This window comes from Nocardia arthritidis NBRC 100137 (assembly GCF_001612765.1).
In the GTDB taxonomy this organism is placed as follows: Bacteria; Actinomycetota; Actinomycetes; order Mycobacteriales; family Mycobacteriaceae; genus Nocardia; species Nocardia arthritidis.
The window spans coordinates 40934-61391 of the sequence record NZ_BDBB01000034.1 but is presented as its reverse complement, the minus strand read 5'-3'; the positions used below and the strand labels follow the sequence as shown (position 1 = coordinate 61391).

Genomic DNA, 20458 nt, shown 5'->3' with positions numbered 1-20458 from the left:
GTGCACTCGAGCAATCCGACCTTCAGGAGTCTTCGTGGATTACTTGGCCCGATGGAACGAAGAACAGCGTCGTGCTGTAGCGGAATGGCGGCGTAAGAATCGCGACTTGCGGCAGGCCCTCGCGCAGATAGCGGTCCACTCCGGTTCCCGTAACGGTGAGTTGGGCGTCACTGTGGACGCGCACGGCAAGGTAACCGATCTGCGGCTCACATCTCAGGCGCTCCGGCTCGGCGAAGCCCAGCTCGCGCGAGTGCTACTAGAGACCATCCAGCGCGCACAATCGGATGCGCAGCGGCAGGCAGAGGCCACGTCACGTCCGTACAGAGAGGCTCCCGAGGCAGCTGCCGCGATGGAATTTCTTCGTCAGACTTTGGGCGACCACGCTCCGCCCGGAAGCCGACCTTGATCCGCCGTCACATTCGTACAACAGCAAGCCAGGAACCGTCGAAGCCCGGGAAGCGCTGAGACGCTGACTTCGGGAGGGTTTGCCGACGTGGTAGGGGTCAGGCTCCGGAAACGCGAAACCGGGCCGAATCACTCTGGGCACAGAGCGTTCCGGCCCGGTCTTCGGGTCAGGGATTACGCGGTCGGTTCGAACGACTCCGCGATGATCTCCGCCTGTTCCACCGCGTGCACCTTGCTCGACCCCGAGGAGGGGGCCGACATCGCCCGGCGGGAGATGCGGCGCAGCTTGGTGTTGGCGAAGCGGGCGGGGAGGGTTTCGGGGAGGTTGAGGCCGAAGAAGGGCCAGGCGCCCTGGTTGGCCGGTTCTTCCTGGACCCATGCCAGATCGGTGGCGTTGGGGTAGCCCTCCAGGGCTTCGTTCAGGCGGCGGACGGGCAGCGGGTAGAGCTGCTCGATGCGCACGATCGCCACGTCTTCGCGCTTCTGCTTGGCCTTTTCGGCGGCCAGCTCGTAGTAGAGCTTGCCGCTGGTGAGCAGGACGCGCTTGACCTTGCTGCGGTCGCCGATGCCCTGCTCGTAGGCGGGTTCGTCGAAGACCGAGCGGAACTTGCTCTCGGTGAAGTCCTTCAGGTCCGAGACCACGGCCTTGTTGCGCAGCATCGACTTCGGGGTGAAGACGATCAGCGGGCGGCGGATGCCGTCCAGGGCGTGGCGGCGCAGCAGGTGGAAGTAGTTCGCCGGAGTAGACGGCACCGCGACGGTCATCGAGCCTTCCGCGCACAACTGCAGGAAGCGCTCGATGCGGCCGGAGGTGTGGTCCGGGCCCTGGCCCTCGTGGCCGTGCGGCAGCAACAGCACGACATCGGAGAGCTGGCCCCACTTGGCCTCGCCCGAGGAGATGAACTCGTCGATGATCGACTGCGCGCCGTTGACGAAGTCACCGAACTGCGCCTCCCACAACACCAGTGCGTTGGGGTTGCCCAGGGAGTAGCCGTATTCGAAGCCGACGGCGGCGAATTCGCTCAGCGCCGAGTCGTGCACGGCGAACCAGCCCGGATTCTCGCTGCCGATGTTGTGCAGCGGGGTGTACTCCTCGGCGGTCTTGCGGTCGATGATCACCGCGTGCCGCTGGGTGAACGTGCCGCGGCGGGAGTCCTGACCGGTCAGGCGGACCGCGCGGCCCTCGTCGATCAGAGTGCCGAAGGCGAGCAGCTCGGCGAAGGCCCAGTCGACCTTGCCCTCGTAGGCCATCTCGCGGCGCTTCTCCAGCACCGGCTTGACGCGCGGGTGCACGTTGAAGCCGTCGGGCACGTTGAGGAACGCGTCGCCGATGCGCTGCAGGATGGATTTGTCCACGGCCGTCACGACGCTCGCGGGCACCGGCTGGTCGCCTTCGACCGACTCGCTCGGCCCGGGGGAGTATTTCTCCAGCTCGCGGACCTCGTTGAACACCCGCTCCAGCTGGCCCTGGTAGTCGCGCAGCGCGTCCTCGGCCTCTTTCAGCGAGATGTCGCCGCGGCCGATCAGGCTCTCGGTGTACGCCTTGCGGACCGAGCGCTTGGTGTCGATGACGTCGTACATCCACGGCTGGGTCATCGACGGGTCGTCGCCCTCGTTGTGCCCGCGCCGGCGGTAGCAGATCATGTCGATGACGACGTCCTTGCGGAACTTCTGCCGGAAGTCGACCGCCAGGCGCGCCACCCAGTCGCACGCCTCCGGGTCGTCGCCGTTGACGTGGAAGATCGGCGCGCCGATGAACTTCGCGATGTCGGTGGAGTACTCGGTGGAGCGGCTGTTCTCCGGCGCGGTGGTGAAGCCGATCTGGTTGTTCACCACGATGTGGATGGTGCCGCCGACCCGGTAGCCGCGCAGGCCCGACAGGTTCAGCGTCTCGGCGACCACGCCTTGACCGGCGAACGCGGCGTCACCGTGCAGCATCAGCGGCACGACCGAGAAGCCCTCGGCCCCGTCACCCTTGTCCAGCAGGTCCTGCTTGGCGCGGACCAGGCCCTCCAGGACCGGGTCGACCGCCTCGAGGTGCGAGGGGTTCGCGGTGAGCGAGACCTCGATCTCGTTGTCGCCGAACATCTGCAGGTAGGTGCCCTGCGCGCCGAGGTGGTACTTCACGTCGCCGGAGCCGTGCGTGGCGGCCGGGTTCATGTTGCCCTCGAACTCGGTGAAGATCTTCGAGTAGGGCTTGCCGACGATGTTGGCCAGCACGTTGAGCCGTCCGCGGTGCGGCATGCCGATGATGACCTCGTCGAGGCTGTGCTCGGCGCACTGGTCGATCACCGCGTCCATCATCGGGATGACGGCCTCGGCGCCCTCCAGCGAGAAGCGCTTCTGCCCGACGTACTTGGTCTGCAGGAAGGTCTCGAAGGCCTCCGCGGCGTTCAGCCGGTTCAGGATGTACTTCTGTTGCGCAACCGTCGGCTTCGCGTGCTTCTGCTCGACCCGCTCCTGGATCCACTGCAACTGCTCGGGTTCGAGGATATGGGTGTACTCCACACCGACGTGGCGGACGTAGGCGTCGCGCAGGACGGACAGCACGTCGCGCAGCTTCATCTGGTCCTGGCCGTGGAAGCCCGCCACATTGAACGTGCGGTCCAGGTCCCACAGCGTGAGGCCGTGCTGGGTGACGTCCAGGTCCGGGTGACTGCGGAACTTCTCCTTGACCAGCCGCAGCGGATCGGTGTCGGCCATCAGATGGCCGCGGTTGCGGTAGGCCGCGATCATCTCCAGCACGCGCGCGCTCTTGTCGACGCCGCGTTCGCGGATGTCCTTGCGCCAGCGGATCGGCTCGTATGGCACGCCGAGACCGTGGAAGATCTCATCGTAGAACTCGTCGGCGATCAGCAGCCGGTGAATGGTGCGCAGGAAGTCGCCGGACTCGGCACCCTGGATGATGCGGTGGTCGTAGGTGGAGGTGAGCGTCATCAGCTTGCCGACGCCCAGATCGGCGATCCGCTCGTCGCTCATGCCCTGGAACTCGGCGGGGTACTCCATCGCGCCCGCGCCGATGATCGCGCCCTGCCCGTTCATCAGGCGGGGCACCGAGTGCACGGTGCCGATGGTGCCCGGGTTGGTCAGCGAGATGGTGACGCCGGAGAAGTCCTCGGCGGTGAGCTTGCCGTCGCGGGCGCGGCGCACGATGTCCTCGTAGGCGGTGTGGAACTGCCCGAAGGTCATCGCCTCGCAGCCCTTGATGGCCGCGACGACCAGCGACCGGCTGCCGTCCTTGCCGGGCAGGTCGATGGCAAGGCCGAGGTTGGTGTGCGCGGGCGTGACCGCGTTCGGCTTTCCGTCGACCTCGGCGTAGTGCCGGTTCATGTTCGGGAAAGCCTTGACCGCCTGCACGATGGCGTAGCCGAGCAGGTGGGTGAAGGAGATCTTGCCGCCCCTGGTGCGGGCGAGGTGGTTGTTGATGACCAAGCGGTTGTCGATCATCAGCTTGGCCGGAATCGCGCGCACGCTGGTCGCGGTGGGGATGCTCAGCGAGGCGGCCATGTTCTTCGCCACCGCCGCGGCGGCGCCGCGCAGCACCTTCGACTCGTCGGCGGCGGTGTCGGCCTGCTTCGGGCCGGAGGTCGGCGCGGCGTTCGAACTCGGCGCCGGGGTGGTCTGCGGGGTGCGCGCGTTCACCGCGGCGGGCTTGGCGGCGGCCGGTGCGGGCTTGGCGGCGGCCGGGGCGGGCGCTTTCGCGGCCGCGGGGGAGGCGGGCTTGGTGTCTGCGGGCTTGGCGTCGTTACGCTTGGCGGCCGCTGGAGCCGGTGCGGGAGCGGCAGACTGCGCGGGCGCGGGCGCGGACTGGCTGTTGCCGGAGTCGCCACTCACCTCAGGCGTGTAGTCGGCCAGGAATTCGTGCCAGCTCTCGTCGACCGAAGATGGATCTTGCTTGAACTTCTGATACATCTCATCGACTAGCCACTGGTTCTGTCCGAACTGGGAAGTTGAGCTGCTCACAGCAGGTGTTCGCCTCATTTCGTTCTTCGCGCTGCGACGTTTGTGACGTGCCCGGCACGGGGATCAGCGGATTGCGCGCCGATGCGCCCTATCTGAGGATAGGCCCAGCAGCAAATCGGCGGATTCACCGACCACCCGACACCCCCGACCCTATTGGTGATGACCCGGCGTCACCTGAGAATATTCCCTCCGACGCCTGCGCCGCTGCCCACAGCCGGGTATACGGCCCGCCCGCCGCGAGCAGCTCCGCGTGGGAGCCGAATTCCACGATTCGCCCATGGTCGACGACGGCGATCCGGTCGGCGCGCGCCGCCGTGGCGAGCCGGTGCGCGACGAGGACCGTGGTGCGGTCCCGGCTCAGCGACCGGCTCGCTGCCAGCACCGATGCCTCGGCGTCCGGGTCGAGCGTCGCGGTGGCCTCGTCGAGCAGCAGCAAGTCCGGGGCGACCAGTTCGGCGCGGGCGAGGGCGATCAGCTGCCGCTGCCCGGCCGACAGGCCGCGCCCACGCTCACCGACCGGCTGGTTCATCCCGAGCGGAAGGGCGGCGATCATCTCTGTCGCGCCCACCGCGGCGGCGGCCGCGGCGATCTCCTCGGGCGTCGCGAATGGTTTCCCGAATGCAATGTTGCTCGCCACGTCCCCAGTGAACAGGTGAGCTTCCTGGGGGACGATGCCCAGCCGAGAGCGGTACTGGGCGAGTCGGTAGTCGCGGACGTCGACGCCGTCCACCCGGATCGCGCCAGGGGCATCCGCGAATACTCCGGTTTCGCTTTCCGGTACGACGGCCGCAGGCGATGGTGCACCGGCGAAACCGGAGTCCGGGGGCAGGTCGTACAGCCGTGCCAGCAGCTTGACGACGGTCGACTTGCCCGCGCCCGTCGGCCCGACCAGGGCCAGGGTGGAGCCCGCCGGAATGTGCAGCGAGACGCCGTCCAGCGCGGGAACGCGACTGCCCGCGTAGCGGAAGCGGACGTCGTCGAACATCACCTCACCTCGCAGCCCGCCGTCGATGGGCACCGGGTCGGCCGGGTCGGCGGCGATCGAGGAGGGTGTGCGCAGCAGGTCCCCGATCCGGCGCAGGCCGACCCTGGCCTGCTGGTAACTGTCGAAGACCTGGGACAGCTGCAGGATCGGGACGAACAGCAGCCCCAGATACAGCACGAACGCCACCAGCGTGCCCGCGCTGGTCGCACCGGTGGCGACTTCGCGCGCCCCGAAGTACACCACCGCCGCCAGGGCCACGTCCGCCCATCCGACGACGAACGCGAAATACAGCGCGATCGCCCGCTGGGCCCGCAACCGGCTGTTGCGGTATCGCTGTGAGTACTCGGCGAATCGACGGGCGGCGCGTGGCTCGTGGCGGTTGGCCTGCACCGCGCGCAAGCCCGTCACGTTCTCCTGGAAGTCGGCGTTAACCGCCGACACATGCTCGCGCGACACGGTGTAGGCGGTGGACGACACCCGCCGGAACAGCACCGTCGCGATCGCCAGGGCAGGCACCGTCGACAGCACGGCCAGAGCCAGGGAGACGTCGATGACCAGCAGCGCGGCCGTGATGCCGACAAGAGTCAGCAAGCCGATCAGGCTGGTGGCGACTCCGGTCTGCAAGAAGGTCGACAGCGCGTCGACGTCGGTGGTCATCCGCGTCATGATCCGCCCGGACAGCTCGCGCTCGTAGTAGTCCAGGCCGAGCCGTTGCAGGTGCGCGAAGCTGCGCACGCGCAGGGCGAACAGCACCCGTTCCCCGGTGCGGGCGGTGAGCATTGTGGTGGCCGCGCCGACCGCCCAGCCCGCGCCGGCCAGGGCCGTGCCGAGCAGCGTCGCGCGGACCAGCGCCCCGGCGTCGGCGCCGAGCACGCCGCCGTCGATGGCGTAGCGCACCAGCGGCGGGAAGGCGATCGCGATGATCGCGTCGGCGGCCAGCAGTGCGATCACCGTCAGTACCAGCGCGCGGACCGGCCGCAGCAAGCGGGTGAGCCGGAACGCCGGATCCGGCTCGCGCAGCCGCTCCGCGTCCATGCTCGGCTGTTCGGTGGCCGGTGGAAGGAGCGCGATGGTCTTGCGCAGCTCAGGTGTCTCACTGATGTCGGCCGCCGCGCCGCCGAACCGGCGACCGGAGGGACCGTCGAGCGCTCGCCCCCGGGAGACCGGCGTCGCGCCCGGGTCCGGCTCGGCAGCGAGGTGCCCGGCGGGAGCGGGCAACCGGATCACGCGGTCGGCGTGGGCCAGCGTCGACTCCCGGTGCGCGAGGATCAGCGTGGTCCGTCCGCCGTTGTCGGGCAGGGCCTGGAAGATGGCGGCCTCGGTGACCGCGTCCACCGCGGAGGTGGCGTCGTCGAGTACCAGGACGCGCGGGCGGGCCAGCAGCGTTCTGGCCAGCGCGATCCGCTGGCGCTGGCCGCCGGAGAGGGTGAGGCCGCGCTCGCCCACCACCGTGTCGTAGCCGTCGGGCAGTTCGGCGATGAATTCGTCGGCCGCGGCCTGAACGGCGGCCTGCCTGATCTCCTCGTCGGTGGCTTCCGGCCGTCCGAGCGCGATATTGGCCGCGATGGTGTCGGAGAACAAGAACGGATCGTCGAAGACGACGCCGATGGCGGCGCGCAGGTCGGCGGCGCGCACGTCGGCGATGTCGACGCCGACCGTTTCGGCGGTGTGGGTACCGGCGAGCGGGTTGGCACGGGTGGCGGCGCTCGCGTTGCCGGCGTGCGGCGCGGTGGCGTCGGTGAACAGCCGGATACTGCCCGCGTCCGGCGCGTAGAACCGGGGGAGCAGCAGGGCGAGCGTGGACTTGCCCGAGCCCGCCGGGCCGATGATCGCCACCGTCTCGCCTGGACGCACGCGCAGATCCAGCTCGCGCAGCACCGGCCGGTCGGGGTCGAAACCGAAACTCAGCGCATCGATCTCGATGCCGAGCGGTCCGTCCGGCAGATCCACCGGGTGGTCGGGCTCGGCGATGACCGGCGCGGTGTCGATCACCTGGAACACCCGCTCGGCAGCCGCCCTGGTCAGCTGGGCCATGACGATCACCGAGGAGAGGATGCGCGCGGTTCCGGTCATGACGGCGACATACGCGGCGAACGCGACGAAGGTGCCGATGCCGATCCCGCCGTGCAGCGCCAGCAGTCCGCCGAGCGCGATGACGGCGACCATGCCGATCTGCGGAATCGTCGCGACCGACGGCGCGAACCCGGCGTCGATCCGCGCGGCGCGCATCCGCTCCGCGAACAGTTTGCGACCGTGCCGCTCGAGCAGATCGACCATCCGCGCTTCCTGGCCGAACCCTTTGACCACCCGCACGCCGGTGACCGTCTCCTCGACGTGCTGGGCGAGATCGGCGGCGCGCTGCTGCGCCGACCAGGTCGCCGCGTGCAGGCGCGGCCGCATGCGGTAGACCACCACGCCGATCGCGGGCACCACCAGCAGCGCGACGGCCGCCAGCGGCGGGGACAGCCAGATCATGACCGCGGCGGCCAGTCCGAACTCCAGCAGTGCCATGCCCGACAGCGGCACCATCGCCAGCAGACCCTGGACCAGCTGGAGATCGGTGATCGAGCGCGACACCACTTGCCCGGTGCGCAGCGTGTCCTGTCCGACGCCGTCCAGCCGCTGCAATGCGCCCAGCAGCTGTACGCGCAGCGCATGCTGCACGTCCAGCGACAGTCGCCCCGCCAGCCAGCGCCGCCCGAACCCGGCGGCGGACCGGCTGACCGCCAGTATCAAGATCAGTCCGGCCACGACGCTGATCGCCGCCGTGTCACCGATCCCCGCCGCGTCGACGGCCCGTTTCGTCAGCAGCGGCCCAGCGGTCTCGACGACCGCTCCGCCGACCACGGCTGCCGCCAGTCCGCCCAGCACCGCGCGGTGCGGTAGGCATTCGGCCCACAGCCTGCGTATCCAGCCGGGTCTAGGTCCCCCGTCCACGTCGTTCGCTCGTCCCCTTTGTCGTACCGCGTTCGTCATCGACGGTACCGACACCGGCCGACAAGCCGTTGTTCCCTACCAGCCGCGGATCACAGGTCGCGGGTGCGTAGGCTCCACCAGCTCGCGGCGCCCAGGCCGATGGTCCACAGCAGCAAGACCACGACGGCGGCCGGGGTGGGGGCGAGTAGATCGCTGTCGGGGTAGGACCCCACCGCCACGGTGCCGACGGTCGCGGAGACGGGCAGCAGGGTGACTACGCCCGGAATGCCGAGGCCGCGGGCGATCAGCCAGATCAGGGGTTCGGCGAGCACGATCCAGCCGAGTAGCAGCGGCACGGCTCTGGTCGAGGACCGCAGCAGGATGCCCGCGCTCGCGCCGATCAGCGACCAGCACACCGTGGCGAGCAGCCCGCCACCGAGCACCGCGAAGAACTCCCCGGTGACGGCGACCTTGCCATGCCCGACGCCGAACAGGGCCCCGGCCGACACCAGTTCGACCGCTACCGCCGCCGCCAGCGCACAACACCCGATGACCAGGAATTTCCCGGCGGCGAGCCGGTCGCGGTCGGCGGTGAACAGCGTGGTCACCGCCATGCTGTGGTACCGGTACTCCGCGCCGGTGCCCACCGCGCCGAAGACCGCGGCCGCGAGCGCCACCAGCGCCAGCGCGACGTAGAGCCCGATCGTCGCCGCGCCGGTGGCGGGCTGGCCGCGCGGATCCGGCGGCCCGGCCAGGCTCGCCGATACGAGGCTCGCGAACAGTGCCACGGCGAGCAGCGCGGCGGCGAGCGTCCTGGCGCGCGGCATCGTGACGACCTTGCGCACCTCGGAGTTGACGTTCGGCACCAGGTCCGCGGGCAGGATGGTGATCATCGTGGGATTCCGTAGGGCGTCGGCGAGGGTGGCCGGCCGCCGGGCGCGGCGAGACCCGGGTAGTGCGGCGCGGGCGCGGCGGTGGGTTTGGTCAGCGACGCGAGCACGCGGTCGGGATGGATCGGGTCGGCGACGATGCTATCGATGCGCACTTGCGCCGCGGTGGCGGCCGTGCGGATCTGCGCTTCGCTCGCCTCGGCGACGGCGAGGCGACCGTCCGGCCGGATCACGGCGTCGGTGAATCCCTGTGCCGCGAGCATGGTGGCCAGCGCGATGGGCGTGGACGCCGCGACGACCAGCCGGTCCGGATGCCCGCGCCGCAGCCGTGCCGGAGTGCCCTGGTAGACCACCGTGCCCTCGTTCAGTACGACCAGTTGGTCGGCGGCGGGCACGACGGCGCCGAGGCTCTCGCTGGTCAGCAGGGCACTGCCGCCGCGGCGGGTGTGCCCGCGCAGGAAGTCGTGCAGCCAGCCGCGTTCGGCGGCGTCGAGCCCGTCCATCGGATCGTCGAGCACCAGCAGCGGAGGATCGCCGAGCAGCGCGGTAGCCAGGGCCAGCCTGGTCTGCTGCCCGATCGACATGGCGCCGGTCCTCGTCGTGGCGTGCTCGTCCAGCCCCACCAGTTCGAGTACCTCGGTCACCCGGCTGTCGGCGACGTTCGCCGCGGCGGCGTAGATCCAGAGGTGCTCTCGCGCGGTACGGGCCGGAGGCAGGCCGCGTGGCGTGAGGACGCCGCCGATCCCGCCCGGGCCGTCTCGCCGGGCGCCGGGCCCGCCGACGGACGCGGTTCCGGAGGTGGGGACGACCAGTCCGAGCAGCACCCGCACAATCGTGGTCTTGCCCGCGCCGCGCGGACCCACCAGCGCGGCGACGGCGCCTGCGGGCACGGTGAAGCTGACATCCGCCACGGCGGTCGCCAGTTCGTACCGCTTGGTCAATCCCTGGACCGCGAACGCGATCGGCCGCGCCCCGCTCATCGTGGCTCGGCCGGAGGTCGCGGCTTCGCCGGGTCGATCGCGGTGAACGGATCGGCGTCGATGACCAGGTGCCCGGACCAGGTGGCCGGCGGCTTCCCGAATGCCTTGCGCGCGTTGTTGATCGTGGCCTTGCCCAGGGCGCGGTTGCCCGCACCGCCGATCACGGCGCCGATGCCCGCGGGCAGCACCTTGCCCGCCATCAGCGCGGCGCGCTTGGTGATGAACCGGATGATGAACCGCTTCAGCAGCGAATCATTCATGCTCGACAATCCGGGGATGCGGTTGGCGAAGGCCGAGCCCCAGTTCTTCGCGGAACTGCCCACGCTCTTCTGCACGATCTGCATGCCGCTCTCGCCGAGCACGACGGCCAGCACCAGCGCCCTGCGCTGCTCCTGGTTCTCCGGCGAGATGCCGTGCACCGCGGCCACCGCAAGGGTGAACACCGCTGAGGCCTCCATGAAGAAGGTGGTCTCCGCGCTGACGGCGGCGATGGCCGCGACGGTGCCGACACCGGGAACGGCCGCGGTCGCGCCGACCGCGCTGCCGCTGCCGGTCACCGCGAGCAGGTACTGCTTCTCCAGCCGGTCGATGATCTGCGCGGGGCTTTCCTCCGGGTGGGAGCGACGAATTCGGTCCACGTACTTGGCGACCGCGGGGGCCTGCAGGCGGGACCCGGTGTCGAGCAGTTCGACCACCGTCTTCTCGAACGCGCCTTTGAGCATCGGCGGCATCCTCCTCTTCCGGTCTGCTGGGTAGAACTGTATGGCACCGGTTGCCGTCAGCTCGTCATGACAACGAAGTACCCAGCCGCATCGGTTCCACCGGCGGCTGTCTCGCTTCGTCCGGACGAACTTCGTCCGGACGCGCCCGTTACGCGGGAGTGGGGATCGCGGGCACGCGTTCGCCCGACGGCGGAGGGGATGGCGGGGTTCCGTCGCCGAACGGCCTGCCGCCGAGGGTCTCTCGGCCGTGCGGGGTCAGCCAGTTCGCCAGATCAGGGCCCTTGGGAACTATCCCGGTCGGGTTGATGTCCCGGTGCACGACGTAGTAGTGCGTCTTGATCTGCCCGAAGTCGATCGTGTCGCCGAAGCCGGGGGTCTGGTACAGGTCGCGCGCGTACGCCCACAGCACCGGCATCTCACTGAGCTTGGACCGGTTGCACTTGAAGTGGCCGTGGTACACCGCGTCGAAGCGGACCAGCGTGGTGAACAGCCGGACATCGGCCTCGGTGATCGTGTCGCCGACCAGATACCGTTGCGCGGCAAGGCGTTCGGAGAGCATGTCCAGGCGGTGGAAGAGCCGGTCGTAGGCGGCATCGTAGGCGTCCTGCGCCCCGGCGAACCCGCAGCGGTAGACGCCGTTGTTGACGTCGCGGAACACCGCGAGGTTCACCTCGTCGATCTCCGCGCGCAGCGGCTCCGGGTACAACTGCGGCGCGCCGGGCCGGTGGTGCGCGGTCCACTCGGTGGAGAAGTCGAGCGTGATCTGCGCGTAGTCGTTGGTGACGACCTGCCCTGTCGGCACGTCCACGACGGCGGGCACCGTGATACCCCGCGGGTAGTCCGGGAACCGGGCCAGATAAGCGTCGCGCAGCCGGGGGATGCCGAGTACCGGGTCGACGCCGCCGGGGTCCAGATCGAAGGTCCAGCTGAGCTCGTCGTGCGTGGGTCCGCACAGTCCGAGTGAGAGCACCGGCTCGAGTCCGAGCAGCCTGCGCACGATCAGCGTTCGATTGGCCCACGGGCAGGCGCGCGCCGCGACGAGCCGGTAGCGCCCCGGCTCGACGGGGTAGCCGTCGCGGCCGTCAGCCGTGATCCGGGTGGTGATGTAGTTCGTGTCCCTTTTGAACTCGCCGGGTTCGACGTAGGAACCGCGCGCGCTGGCCGACTTGGTCACATCGACAGTCTTCCAGATCGACCTCGTACGCTGACCGGATGAGTGAAACGAAGGCCACCCGGCTGGAACGAATGCGCACCGACGCCGGCGCGGAGGTGGCGACCCTCACCCTCGCCCATCCGCCGCTCAATCTCTTCGACCGGGCGATGCTGGACGCGTTGATCGCCGATATCGCCGAGCTGTCGGCGCGGCCGCCGCGCGCCCTGCTGCTGCGCGCCGAGGGCAAGGTGGTGTCCGGCGGCGTCGACGTGCACGTTTTCGACGGCCTGACCCCGGAGCAGGGCGCCGAGTTGTGGCGCACCCTGTTCGCGCAGATCATCCACCCGCTGGAGGCGCTGCCGTGTCCCGTGGTCTTCGCCGCGCACGGGTTGACCCTGACCGCCGCCTTCGAGATCGCGCTCGCCTGCGACATTCTGCTCGCGGCGCCGAAGGCCCGGTTCGGATTGGTGGAGATCGTGGTCGGGCTGACCCCGTCGATGGGCGGCCCGCAGCGCCTCGCCGAACGCGCGGGCTCCGGACGGGCCCGCGAGTTCGTGATGACCGGCGACCTCTACGACGCGGCGACGATGGCCGAGTGGGGCGTGGTCAACGCCGTGCACGAAGACCTCGACGCGGCGGCGCGAGCGCTGACCCACCGGCTGGCCGACGGTCCGACGAAGGCGAACGCGGCGACCAAGAAGATCATCGAGGCGTGGCGTTCCGGCGGTGTGGCACATGCGGATTCGGTGACGCCCGAGGTGTCCGGGGTGCTGTTCGACACCGAGGACCTGAAGGGCGGGGTGCGCAGTTTCCTCGAGCAGGGTCCGGGGAAGGCGCGCTACTCGGGGCGGTGACAGCTGGGACACGTTCATCGCCTATCGCAGCGAAGTTGTGACATGCGTCATATAGTCGCAGTGCCTGAAACTTCGAGGCACGCGGAGGACGAATGTCGCAGTTGCTCGTCGAATATCCCCTCACCGGCCCGCACGTCTGGGACAACCCGCTAGCCCGGGGCGTCGACGGGGTGCTGCGCTACGGAAACCTCACACCCGCGCTGACCGAACTACTGGATCTGCAAGTGCACGCCTTCGGTAGCCGCGAAGCCGTGGTGGAGATCGGCGGCCCGCGCCTGACCTACCGCGAGCTGTGGCACTGTGCCTCCCGGATCGCAGGCGGCTTGCAGGAGCACGGCATCGGATACGGCGACCGCGTCGCCGTGCACATGCCCTCCGGTGCTCGCTGGGTGCAGGCATTCCTCGGCGCCTTGCTCAGCGGCGCGGTACCGGTGCTGGTTCACGATGGGCTGCCCGAGGCGGTGGCCGAGCGCGTGATCGCCGACAGCCGTGCCGATTTCGTGCTCGGCCCCAAGGGCGCCGAGCTGCCCGACGGCGCCGCCTACATCGACGACGGCGCGGCGCTGGGCGACCTGGCGCTGCTGAGCTACACGAGCGGGACGTGCACGCCCAAGGGCGTGGAGCTGACCAACGAGAATCTGCTGTCGGCCGTGCGCTCGGTGGTCGCGGCGCTGGACCTGCCCACCGACGGCCTGCGCAACCTGGTGCTACTGCCGTTGGCGCACGCCAGCGGCTGCGTCGATCAGCTGTTGCCGACCTTCGCCGTCGGCGGCACCGTGGTGCTCACCCGGGACGCCCGGGGGATGGCCGAGGCGATCGCCGCAGAGCGGATCGACATGGTCTCCGCGACGCCGCGGATCTTCGCGGGCTTGCTGCCCGAACTCGCCGAACTGTGCGCCGAAGGGCTGTGCACCGAGGGCATCGCACGGATCAGCAAAGCCGGTCATCGCGCCGAACGCGCCGCGTCCCCGGTCGCTCCCGTCGAGCTCACGGCCGAATTGCGCGGCGTGTTCCCCGCGGCCCGGCAGTGGTCGGTGTGGGGCGCGACCGAAACCAGCGGCATCGGTCTCGCGGTGGACGACGCCGAACAGGCGGACTCGTCCGACGCGGCCGCGGTGCTCGGGTTTCCTTTCGGCGGAACGGAATTGGCGCTGTGGGGGCCGCGGGCCACAGCGGGCCACGGCGAACTGCTCTGTCGCGGCCCGAATGTGACCCCGCGCTACTGGAACGACCCCACCACCACGGCGGCGCGGTTCACCGGAACCTGGTTTCACACCGGCGATCAGGTGACGATCGACGGCGACGGCTTGGTGCGCAGAGGAGCGGTGCCGGTCGAGTGATCGGTTCTCACTCCAGCATTCGCTCGCGCAGCCGCGTGAGCAGGTCGGGCGCGAGCCCGATGGTCGCGAGATAACCGTTCAGGTCGCCGTGCAATTCGCGCATCGAGGCGGTGGCGATCTCCAGGTACTCCTCGCGCACGCCGAGCAGGTCGATCGACAGCTCCTCGCCGGCCAGCAGTTTGCCCGTCATGAGAGCGCGCAGCGCGGGGACGGCCCCGTTGCTGAGCAGGTAGTCGGCCTGGACGTCGGCCTCGATGACGCCGACCGCGCGCAGCAGCGTGGCGACCGCCCAGCCGGTGCGGTCCTTGCCCGCCGCGCAGTGCACCAGGACGGCGCCTTCGCCGCGCAGGATGGACTCGGCGAGCGAAGCGATGGCGGCGTGCGCCTCGGGCAGCGCCGGGAACATCCGGTAGACCTCGAGCATGTGGGTGTAGGCGGTCCGCGCGGTCGCCTCGTGCGGCGGCGCCTCGGCCATCCTGGAGTCGAACGGAGTGATGGTCAGCCGGACGTCCGCGGGCAGCCGGTCGGCGCCGATGTGGTCGATCTCGCGATGTCCGCGCAGGTCGTGGACGGCGCTGATGCTCAGTTCCCGCAGCGCGGAGTGGCCGGCGTCGTCGAGTCCGCTCAGCTGGGCCGAGCGCAGCAGGATGCCGGGGCGGACCTTGGCGCCGTCGTGGGTGCGCAGCCCGCCGGTGTCGCGGAAGTTGAACGTGCCGGAGAGGAAGTACTGGTCGGCGGGGGGCGAGAGAGTCACCGATCCAGGCTATCGGGCACGCGGAACGAAACGGTGTCGGGAGCGGATCGAACCCCGCACGTTATGCTGACCGATTCGCGAGGTTTCGCTGTGGCATTTGCCACAGGATTTGGGTCGCCGACGCCTCGGACCGTACCGTTGTCAATGGTCTTTCGAGGCGTGGGTGGAGACCCAGATCCCCCGTCATAGCGGGATTTCCGGGCGGCACGGCATGATCGCGCAGCGGTCCCGGTTGGGTAACAAAACATTCTTTCAGTCCGGAATTACCCATCGAACCCGTTCTCAAACCCCGAAAACGCTCTACCATTGGTGAACGTTGGACCGGGCAGCTCGAATGTTTCCCGATGTTGCCCGCCCTGTTCAGCGAGTCGCGCCAACCCAGGTGCGTGAGTTCTTTCGCCGAGAGGGAGTCGTCGTTGAGCGCACGTGGAGAAGTGATAACAGAAATCCGGCTACGCCCCGCCGTCACCGACGCGGTCGAAACGGCGGCCGCCACGCTCGAATACACGGGCCTGCGCGCGCTGCGGGTGTTGCTGCACGCGGGGGTCAGTGCCTACTGGCCGCTGGTCAAGGCCACTCCGGAGCGGCAGATCCGCTCGTATGAGATGACCTTGCAGGCGCTGCGCGCGCGGTGGGAGGTCAGGACCGATTGCTTCCCGGATCCGATCGCGACGGAGTTCTATCGCGAGAAGGACGCCGAGGTCACCGCGTTCCTGAAGCTGTGTGCCGAACGGTCCGGAACGCAATGGCTGGAGCCGGTGGAGGCGATCGCCTGCAACGTCGTCTCGATCGTGCAGGGCACGGTCCTGCGCTGGCTGGCCGATTGCAACGACGAGACCATGCTGGTGGTGCTCGACGAGATGGTCAGCGGACTGGCCACCAAGGCCGCGGAGATCTGACAAATACTGGACGTTTGACCAACTTGGTGGTTGAGTTGTCCTGGTGACCGAGACGTCGCCGATCGCGGGGCTGCACGCGGCCACCGCCGAACTCGACCCGCCCCTGGCCGCCCTCGACCTGCCCACCCTGCGCGCGAACGCCGCCGACCTGGTGCGTCGCGCGGCGGGCACCCCGATCCGAGTGGCCAGCAAATCCGTGCGCTGCCGCTCTGTGCTCGCCGAAGTCCTCGGCGCCGATCTCACCGCCGCGGGCGGCTTCGCGGGCGTCATGTCCTACTCCCTGCGCGAGGCACTCTGGCTCGTGCGCCACGGAGCGCGCGATGTCCTGCTCGGCTATCCGACCGTGGACCGCGCGGCACTGGCGGAACTGGCCGCCGACGACATCGCGTCCCGATCGATCACGCTGATGATCGACGATGCCGCGCAACTCGACCTGATCCGCGCGGCCGTGGGCACCGATCGGGTACGGCCACGGGTCTGCCTGGACGTCGACGCGTCCCTGCGCATCGGCCCGCTGCACCTCGGTGTGCGCCGTTCTCCGGTCCGCACGCCGCAGCAGGCGGCCGCCCTGGCGGGTGCGGCGCTGCGGCGTGGCTTCGACGTGGTGGGCGTGATGACCTACGAGGCGCAGATCGCGGGGCTTCCTGATTCGAATGTCGCGGTGCGCTTGGTGAAGCGGGCGTCCGCGGCGGAGATCCGCAAACGCCGGGCCCAGGTGCTCGACGCGGTCCGTTCGGTGACCGGTGATCTCGCGATCGTCAACAGCGGCGGCAGCGGCTCCATCGAGGTCAGCGTCGCCGATCCGGATGTCACCGAGGTGACCGCCGGGTCCGGGCTGTACGTGCCCACCCTGTTCGACGACTACCGGGCGTTCACCCCCAGACCCGCGCTGTATTTCGCCATGCCCGTGCTGCGCAGGCCCGCGGCCGATATCGCTACCGTCTTCGCGGGCGGCTATATCGCCTCCGGCCCCGCCGGATCGTCGCGGGTACCCAAGCCGGTGTGGCCGCGCGGATTGAAGCTGCTCGGCGCCGAGGGCGCCGGTGAAGTGCAGACCCCGCTGTCGGGCGCCGCGGAACTCCGCATCGGCGACCGGGTGTGGTTCCGGCACGCGAAGGCCGGTGAATTGTGCGAGCGGTTCGACGCCGTGCAGTTGGTCGACGAGGACGGCGCCCGCGTCGGCGTGCCGACCTATCGGGGCGAGGGCGTCTGCTTCGGCTGACCCGCGTCGGTCAGCCGCAGGAACGCGCCGAGATCGGCGAGTTCGTCCGTGCTCGGGGGCAGATACTCGGTGAGCAGCGGCGAGCGGATGACGATCGCCTTCCACATGGCGCGGCACAGCGCATGGATCAAGCCGCGCGACAACAGCGACGGCATGCCGTAGGGCGCGTCCGCGGGGGAGGAGGTGGTCATCGACAGCAGCACCACCGCCGCCTCCCGGCCGCGGAAGCGATCCGGCGTGCCCACCAGGACGTCCTCGATCTTGGCGCGGGCCAGCAGGGTGCGGATGCGCCCCACCTGGGCGGCGTACGGCGCGACCACGAAGATGTCGTGCGGGTGCAGCCTGCGCGTGGTCGCGCCGATCGTCCAGGACATGCCGAGCAGAGCGCGGACCCGGCGCACCACCTCGCGCGCCTCCGCCGGTGACTCGGTGGTGTTGCCGTAGTGGTCCACCAGGACGGTGTCCACGCCGGGCTGCTCGCCGTCCAGGCGCCGGGCCAGCGTGACCGTCTCGTTGGCGCGCAGACGCCCGTCGTAGTAGAGGCGGGAGACGAGTTCACAGACCGCCGGGTGCATCCGCCAGGTACGGTCCAGGAAGTAGCCCCGCTCGGTGGGCAAGGTCTGGCGTCCCTCGGCCAGCCAGCCGAGCACCGATTCGCCGATCGGGGCGGGGTGGGCGCCGCGTGCGTTCGACGCGACCGGGTCGCCGAGCAGCAACAGGTTGCATGCGCACGCCGCGACGGAGACGGTCTCGGCCAGCGGGAAGCGGCCCGCGTCGGCCACGACGAGCAGGTCGAGGGCCGCGCGCGGCACCAGATCCTCGTTCGCGAAATCGGCCGGATCGCCGCCGAGGACGCAACCGCTGATCGCGTTGTCCAGGAATCGCGGATAGCGGGCGGCGTCGATCACCACCCACTCCGGGGCGACCGCCGCCGCCTCCTTCTTGGCGACCAGTTCCGGCAGCACGCCCGCCCGCACGACCGCGTCGAGCAGGTTCTCCACGGGCGCGGCCTCTTGCGCGACGATGCCGATCCGCCACTTGTTCCGTGTGATCAGCCGCTCCAGCACCCGGGCCGCGGTCGCGGTCTTCCCGGTGCCCGACGGGCCCTGCACGGCGACGTAGGAGTCGTCGAGAGCGCACAGCGCGGCGGTGATCGCCACGGCGTAGTCACCGTGCACCTCGGGCAACCTGGCGTCGCCGCGCAGCCGCGGCGGGCGGCGGGCGAGGATGTCGAAGACGGCCGAGCGTGGGGCGTCCGGCAGGGTCATCAGCAACTGCTGCGCCGCGAGTTCGATCGCCAGTTCGGCGTTCTCGTCCCAGTCCGGGAGGCCGGGCGCGATCGCGGAGGGCAGGTCGTCGTAGGGCTCGCAGCCCTCGGGCAGCAATTCCTCCAGCCTGACGGTGTCGTCGAATTCGGTGTCCACCGAGCAGCCGAGCACCGTCGCCGTCGCGGTTGCCCGCAGGCCCGCCCCGGTGACCATGCCGTCCGGCATCGGCTGGTCGTAGAAGGTGTAGACGGTGGTGCCCGGGGTGAGTGTGCTCGGGCCTGGGGCGCCGCTCGAACCGGTGCCGATCCGGCCGGTCAGGGTCAGGTAGCGCCGCATCGCCGGGCGGTCGGGGCGCCGATGCCACTTGGTGTCGACCGTGCCCCAGTCGGCGACCAGAACCCCGGGAGCCTCGGCCCATTCGTCCACCGGATGGCTGAGCCGGTCGGCGTGCGCCCACCACAGCGGCTGCCGCTCGCGCCGGTGGTAGCCGAGCGCCGCGGCCATCATCGCTGCGGGATGCAGCGGATCGCCCTGCGCGGCGGCGTATTCCGCGAGCGCGGCCTCCAGCGACGACGGCCGGGACGACGGCGGCGGCGCGGGCTCCCCGGGGACCGCGGCGCACCACCCATCCGGCCGCCCCGCCGCCACGGTCCGCGTGGCGATGCGCTGCTCGCCCGCGCGATCGAGCAGCCAATCGCGTAACCGCAGCACCGTGTGGCAATCGTGTTCGGCGGCGGACGAATCGGGAAGCAGTCGCCGCAGCCCACTGAGGCGGTAGGAGGACTCCCCGATGAGCAGCGCGTTACGAAGGATCGGATACAGGTCGACCAGGACGCCGTCGCACAGCAACTCGTCCACGAGTTCTTCGTTGACGCCGTGCCGTCCGGTACAGCGCAGCAGTGCCGTGCGCACCATGGCCGAGTAGTGGTAGACGTGCAGGTCGGGATAGATCCGGCGGCGCTGGGTCAGATAGTCGAGCACCTGCTCGAGCACCCGGCGTTCCGCGGCGGCGGCAGCGCGGGGTTCGCTCGATCCGCTCGGCCCGCGCAATGAGAGGTGCACCGTGTCCGGCCCGCCGACCTCAACGACGAGCGGATTGCGCCCGCCGCCCGTGATGGTGAGCGAGAGATCGCCGGGGGAGGGCGCGGGCAGCGCCCCGAGCGCGGCCGCGTCGAGCAGCGCGTACGTGGGCTCGCCCGAAACTTCGCGCCGCAGCTGGATTTCCGCCTGGCAGCGCAGCGCGGAGACGGTGCGCGGCGGCACGCCCGGCACCGCGATCTCCGTGGTGGCCAGCCGATCGAGAGTGTTCACCCCCGCTTCGCGCAGCCGGGCGCGCGCCGCGGGCGGCATACCGGCCACGAGCAGCAGATCACGCGCGGCGGACAGGGCCTCGATGCAGGTGCGGCAGCGGCCGCAAGCGAGATAACGGGGATCGCCCCACTGCACGGGCAGCAGTTCGCCGAGCTTCTCCTCCACGATGCCTTCGACCCGGCGCCTGCGCGCCCGATGCAGCGGAAGCAGCTCGCTCAGCGCCCTGGCGCTGCTCTCCTCGCCCAGGTGCAGCCGCACCAGCGGCGCGGTGAGCGCGCCCGAGCGGTCGAGAGCCTCGGCGCAGGCGGCGAGTTCCAGTGCGGCGGCCACCCGGTCCGCGGTGGTGGGCGCGATGCCGTGCACGGTGTAGCGAACCCGATGTTCGGCCCGCACCAGGAAGTCGGCGGAGCACTGGAATCGGCCGTCGAAGAAGGTCGCGCCGTGCACCACGTGTGCGCCTGAGCGCAAGGCGGCGACCGTGCCCGCGTGGGCGGCGGTCAGAGCCGCGACGTGGCGAGCCGGATCGCCCGGTTCGTCCGGCGGACGGTCGATCTCGACCACCGCGCCACCGAACCGTGCGCGGTAGTCGGCGAGAAGGCGTTGCCGCACATCCTCGGTTCCCCGCGTGGCCTCCGGGCCGGCTGCGGTGCTTCCTGGTTCGGCCGGGATGGTGCCCAGTTCGGCGTCGAGGGCGCGCAGCAGCGCGAACTCGCAGTGCGCCGCGCGGACGAGATCGACGGTGGTGCAGACGACACGATCACCGAACACGAACAAACGCGGCCCTCCTGTGTCTTCG

General features: G+C 70.1%; 13 protein-coding genes. 5 read left to right on the top strand and 8 right to left on the bottom strand.

The window, feature by feature from the left end:
• Positions 1-34 precede the first annotated feature (34 nt).
• Positions 35-406 carry a YbaB/EbfC family nucleoid-associated protein gene (locus NA8_RS35800; RefSeq protein ID WP_169810547.1) on the top strand — a complete coding sequence of 124 codons (372 nt, stop codon included), beginning with the start codon at positions 35-37 and terminating at the stop codon, positions 404-406.
• 173 nt (positions 407-579) lie between these two features.
• On the opposite strand, the gene NA8_RS22895 is transcribed toward NA8_RS35800, so the two are convergent.
• From NA8_RS22895 to NA8_RS22870, 6 genes are all read right to left on the bottom strand, one after another.
• Complete coding sequence (locus NA8_RS22895) at positions 580-4386, bottom strand: multifunctional oxoglutarate decarboxylase/oxoglutarate dehydrogenase thiamine pyrophosphate-binding subunit/dihydrolipoyllysine-residue succinyltransferase subunit (protein WP_084467021.1); 3807 nt, start codon at positions 4384-4386, stop codon at positions 580-582.
• 106 nt (positions 4387-4492) lie between these two features.
• Positions 4493-8329, bottom strand: a complete 3837-nt coding sequence (locus tag NA8_RS22890; RefSeq protein WP_063052403.1) for an ABC transporter ATP-binding protein — start codon at positions 8327-8329, stop codon at positions 4493-4495.
• 50 nt (positions 8330-8379) lie between these two features.
• Positions 8380-9162: an ABC transporter permease gene (locus NA8_RS22885; protein WP_063052402.1), complete on the bottom strand. Its 783-nt coding sequence runs from the start codon at positions 9160-9162 to the stop codon at positions 8380-8382.
• Positions 9159-10139, bottom strand: a complete 981-nt coding sequence (locus tag NA8_RS22880) for an ABC transporter ATP-binding protein (protein ID WP_063052401.1) — start codon at positions 10137-10139, stop codon at positions 9159-9161. The genes NA8_RS22885 and NA8_RS22880 overlap by 4 nt, the downstream gene beginning before the upstream one ends.
• Positions 10136-10861, bottom strand: coding sequence for a hypothetical protein (locus tag NA8_RS22875; RefSeq protein ID WP_063052400.1), 726 nt, complete (start codon positions 10859-10861; stop codon positions 10136-10138). The genes NA8_RS22880 and NA8_RS22875 overlap by 4 nt, the downstream gene beginning before the upstream one ends.
• 148 nt (positions 10862-11009) lie before the next feature.
• Positions 11010-12035, bottom strand: coding sequence for a glutathione S-transferase family protein (locus NA8_RS22870; protein WP_063052399.1), 1026 nt, complete (start codon positions 12033-12035; stop codon positions 11010-11012).
• A gap of 38 nt (positions 12036-12073) precedes the next feature.
• Here NA8_RS22870 and NA8_RS22865 point away from each other — a divergent pair, with 38 nt between their 5' ends.
• Both NA8_RS22865 and NA8_RS22860 read left to right on the top strand, forming a co-directional pair.
• Positions 12074-12868 (top strand): enoyl-CoA hydratase/isomerase family protein, encoded by a 795-nt coding sequence (locus tag NA8_RS22865; protein WP_063052398.1) that lies wholly within the window; start codon positions 12074-12076, stop codon positions 12866-12868.
• A 92-nt stretch (positions 12869-12960) separates the two neighbouring features.
• Positions 12961-14208 carry a class I adenylate-forming enzyme family protein gene (locus NA8_RS22860; RefSeq protein WP_063052397.1) on the top strand — a complete coding sequence of 416 codons (1248 nt, stop codon included), beginning with the start codon at positions 12961-12963 and terminating at the stop codon, positions 14206-14208.
• Between the two features lie 7 nt (positions 14209-14215).
• Here the strand turns inward: NA8_RS22860 and NA8_RS22855 are convergent, their stop codons facing one another.
• The gene (locus tag NA8_RS22855) at positions 14216-14962 is read right to left on the bottom strand and encodes a tyrosine-protein phosphatase (protein ID WP_063052396.1); all 747 of its coding nucleotides are present in this window, start codon (positions 14960-14962) and stop codon (positions 14216-14218) included.
• A 416-nt stretch (positions 14963-15378) separates the two neighbouring features.
• Here NA8_RS22855 and NA8_RS22850 point away from each other — a divergent pair, with 416 nt between their 5' ends.
• Both NA8_RS22850 and NA8_RS22845 read left to right on the top strand, forming a co-directional pair.
• Complete coding sequence (locus NA8_RS22850) at positions 15379-15861, top strand: hypothetical protein (protein WP_063052443.1); 483 nt, start codon at positions 15379-15381, stop codon at positions 15859-15861.
• A 43-nt stretch (positions 15862-15904) separates the two neighbouring features.
• Positions 15905-17083 carry an alanine racemase gene (locus NA8_RS22845; protein WP_063052395.1) on the top strand — a complete coding sequence of 393 codons (1179 nt, stop codon included), beginning with the start codon at positions 15905-15907 and terminating at the stop codon, positions 17081-17083.
• Here NA8_RS22845 and NA8_RS22840 read toward each other — a convergent pair.
• Positions 17053-20430, bottom strand: a complete 3378-nt coding sequence (locus tag NA8_RS22840) for an AAA domain-containing protein (protein WP_245663952.1) — start codon at positions 20428-20430, stop codon at positions 17053-17055. The two genes, NA8_RS22845 and NA8_RS22840, sit on opposite strands and share 31 nt — an antisense overlap.
• Between the last annotated feature and the right edge of the window lie 28 nt (positions 20431-20458).

What these genes read in the sequence shown, in the direction of transcription:
- NA8_RS22885 (WP_063052402.1), bottom strand. Translation starts at nt 9,162, where the DNA reads ATGATCACCATCCTGCCCGCGGACCTGGTGCCGAACGTCAACTCCGAG.
- NA8_RS22860 (WP_063052397.1), top strand. Translation starts at nt 12,961, where the DNA reads ATGTCGCAGTTGCTCGTCGAATATCCCCTCACCGGCCCGCACGTCTGG.
- NA8_RS22865 (WP_063052398.1), top strand. Translation starts at nt 12,074, where the DNA reads ATGAGTGAAACGAAGGCCACCCGGCTGGAACGAATGCGCACCGACGCC.
- NA8_RS22875 (WP_063052400.1), bottom strand. Translation starts at nt 10,861, where the DNA reads ATGCTCAAAGGCGCGTTCGAGAAGACGGTGGTCGAACTGCTCGACACC.
- NA8_RS22880 (WP_063052401.1), bottom strand. Translation starts at nt 10,139, where the DNA reads ATGAGCGGGGCGCGGCCGATCGCGTTCGCGGTCCAGGGATTGACCAAG.
- NA8_RS22890 (WP_063052403.1), bottom strand. Translation starts at nt 8,329, where the DNA reads ATGACGAACGCGGTACGACAAAGGGGACGAGCGAACGACGTGGACGGG.
- NA8_RS22895 (WP_084467021.1), bottom strand. Translation starts at nt 4,386, where the DNA reads ATGAGGCGAACACCTGCTGTGAGCAGCTCAACTTCCCAGTTCGGACAG.